Source organism: bacterium (assembly GCA_024224155.1).
Classification (GTDB): Bacteria; Acidobacteriota; Thermoanaerobaculia; order Multivoradales; family JAHEKO01; genus CALZIK01.
Window position 1 is genome coordinate 1 of the sequence record JAAENP010000060.1, and the last position, 2,971, is coordinate 2,971.

At 61.1% G+C, this 2,971-nt stretch carries 3 protein-coding genes; all 3 read left to right on the top strand.

What is annotated here, in order from left to right; translation table 11 throughout:
• Positions 1-90 precede the first annotated feature (90 nt).
• From GY769_03930 to GY769_03940, 3 genes are read left to right on the top strand one after another with little or no spacing between them, the layout of a single operon-like run.
• Positions 91-1,209, top strand: coding sequence for an IS21 family transposase (locus GY769_03930; protein MCP4201063.1), 1,119 nt, complete (start codon positions 91-93; stop codon positions 1,207-1,209).
• Positions 1,210-1,216: 7 nt separating this feature from the next.
• The gene (locus GY769_03935; GenBank protein ID MCP4201064.1) at positions 1,217-1,684 is read left to right on the top strand and encodes a hypothetical protein; all 468 of its coding nucleotides are present in this window, start codon (positions 1,217-1,219) and stop codon (positions 1,682-1,684) included.
• Positions 1,671-2,453: an ATP-binding protein gene (locus GY769_03940; GenBank protein MCP4201065.1), complete on the top strand. Its 783-nt coding sequence runs from the start codon at positions 1,671-1,673 to the stop codon at positions 2,451-2,453. Before GY769_03935 ends, GY769_03940 begins: the two co-directional genes overlap by 14 nt.
• The last annotated feature ends 518 nt before the right edge of the window (positions 2,454-2,971 follow it).

Here is a 2,971-nt window from a genome sequence, read left to right on the forward strand (position 1 = left end):
CCTTGGAGGCAGTAAATCCACGCCAGACCCACAAGGCCAGGGCTTCCGCCCTGGTTTTATGGGGCCACTATGGGAAATCGGAGGCTCGACATGCACCGGCTGCAAGAGCTGGTACGACTTCATCGACTTGGCACAGGGGCTCGGGAGGTAGCGCGACTGCTACGAATGAGCCCAAACACGGAGCGACGCTACCGAGAGGCGCTCCAGGAGAAAGGGTTACTCGAGGGTCAACCAACAGAGCTACCTTCTCTGGACGAACTGAAGACCGCGGTGAAGAAGCGACGGCCGCCGCCGGGATCGGCAGCCCACGAGGTCTCATCAATCGCGGCCTGGAAGGAGAAGATCGAGGAGCTGCGACGCAAGGGACTTGGGCCGCGGGCCATCTACGACCGACTACGGCTGGAGGACGAGGCGTTCACGGGCAGCTACTGGGCGGTGAAGCGGCTCTGGCGCCAGCTGCGGCAGGTCGAGGGAGTGCGAGCACACGAGGTGGCGATTCCGGTGGTCACGAGGCCGGGCGAGGTCGCTCAGGTGGACTTCGGCTTCGTCGGCAAGCTCTTGTGTCCGGTCATGCACGTGCTGAGACGGGCCTGGGTGTTCGTGATGGTGCTCTGCCACAGCCGTCATATGTACGCCGAGGTGGTGTTCGACCAGAAGACAGAAACCTGGCTGGACTTGCACAGGCGGGCGTTCGAGGCGTTTGGTGGGGTACCGAAAACGTTGGTACCGGACAATCTGAAGGCGGCCGTAATTCGTGCAGCGTTCGGAGTCGATGGAGACTCGGCTCTGAATCGCAGCTATCGGGAGCAGGCACGACACTACGACTTCAAAATCGACCCAACGCCACCGTATGCACCGAAGAAGAAGGGAAAGGTGGAAGCCGCGGTGAAGTACACGAAGCGAAACGCGCTGGCGGGTCGAGAAGGCGAAGACATCGACATGGTCAACAAGGAGCTGCGTCGGTGGGTCGAGGAAATTGCTGGTCATCGAACGCATGGAACGACTGGGCGAAAACCGCTCATTACATTCAGGGAAGACGAACTGGGCGCACTTCGTCCACTGCCGAGAACGCCCTACGAGCGATGTTTCTGGAAACAGGCCAAGGTCCACCAGGACACCCATATCTGCTTCGACAAGAGGCTCTACTCGGTTCCCTGGCGCTGGGTCGGCAAGGAGGTATGGGTCCAGGCAACTTCGTCTACTGTATAGATAGTCGGTGGCGATCTTTGGCCAGGATACGCGCATCGCGACCCATTCCCGCAACGACAAGGGCAAGGGTCGCACGAACGAGTCCCACCTGCCCGAGCATCGGCGCGACTTGCGGCACCGAAGTCATTCGTACTGGGACGAGCGAGCCGCGCGCATCGGACCGGAGACGGCGCGATTTGTCGCCGAGGTGTTCGAATCGGACGACGTGCTCTCTCAGTTGCGCAAGGTGCAGGCCATCGTCACTCACCTCGAGGGTTTTCCCGTGGCGCGTGCCGAGGCGGCGAGCCGCCGAGCGGCGTTCTACGGCACCTACAGCTATCAGGGCGTCAAGTCGATTCTGGCCAAGGCGCTCGATCTCGAGCCGTTGCCGCTGGTTCCCATGCCCTCGCGTGGAGACGACGCGGCGCCTCGCTTCGCCCGCAACGTCCGCGAATTACTCGCCAGCAAACTGGAGGGATGCGATGAGCCCCATTGACGAGCTGGTCCCCTTGCTGAAGAAACTGCGCCTGAGCGGCATCCTGCAGACCCTCGAGCTGCGCACCACCGAGGCCGTCGACGACAATCTCGCTCATGCCGAGTTTCTCCTCCGACTGCTCACTGACGAGGTACAGCGGCGTGAAGCCCGGATGCTCGACCAGCGAATTCGCCGGGCGAATTTCGAGCACAAGAAGACTCTCGAGGATTTTGATTTCCTCTTCAATCCCCAGGTTCCCAAGGCCAAGATCATCGACCTGGCGACCTGCGGATTTGTCGCCCGACACCGCAACGTCTTGCTCCTCGGCCAGTCCGGCGTCGGCAAGAGTCACATCGCCCAGGCCCTCGGCCAGCGCGCCTGCCTCGCCGGGTACAAGGTCCAGTACATCACCGCTAGGGACCTGCATAAGCAGCTTCGTGCCGCGCGTGGTGACGGCAGCTACGATCGCCGTCTCTTGCGCTTTACCAGCCCCGATGTGCTGATTCTCGACGATCTCGGACTGCGTCCACTGACCCCGGACGAGACCATCGATCTCTACGACATCATCCGGCTTCGCTATGAGCGAAATTCGACCATCATCACCTCCAATCGTTCCATCGACGAGCTTCCCGGGGTTTTCGGCGATCCTCTTCTGTCGAGCGCTGCCATGGATCGCCTCCTTCACGACGCACACGTCATCGCCATCGAGGGCGACTCCTACCGCAATCCGCCGCCGGAGAAACGGAAGGCCATGAGGAAGACGCGCCGAACCACCAAGGAGTCGGCATGATTGGAACCGCGCTGCTCGCCGTCGTCGTCCTCCTCCTCGGTCTGCTGCCGCAGACCTTGCGCCTCGAGGACATCGTCTCGTGTGGCTCCACTTGGTTCGTCGCCAGCACCAGATGTTCATCATTCCTTATTATTGCCTATGAGTGCCTATTCAGTCGTTCACAGGCCACCTTGACCAAAAGTGAAGGACGAACAAACCCCTCACTACAAGTATACAAATCCAGAAGAAGTCACCGCAGAAGAAAGGATCCAGTATGACATTGAAGACCATTCGCGATCACTTTGGCCGCCCCGAGAACGCGACCCCGTTCGCCCTCGGAGCCCTGGCCTTGTTCGCCATGATCACCGGATCACTTTGGCCGCCCCGAGCGCGATCACTTTGGCCGCCCCTTGACAGATACAGCCCAGAACCGCCTTTCCTGCGCCGGCCCGAGCCTCGCCGCCGTCCACGCCGACCGCGTCGGTCTGGCTTCAGATATTCGACATCTACGCGAACCGAGCTCCCCCCGAGCAAGTTGA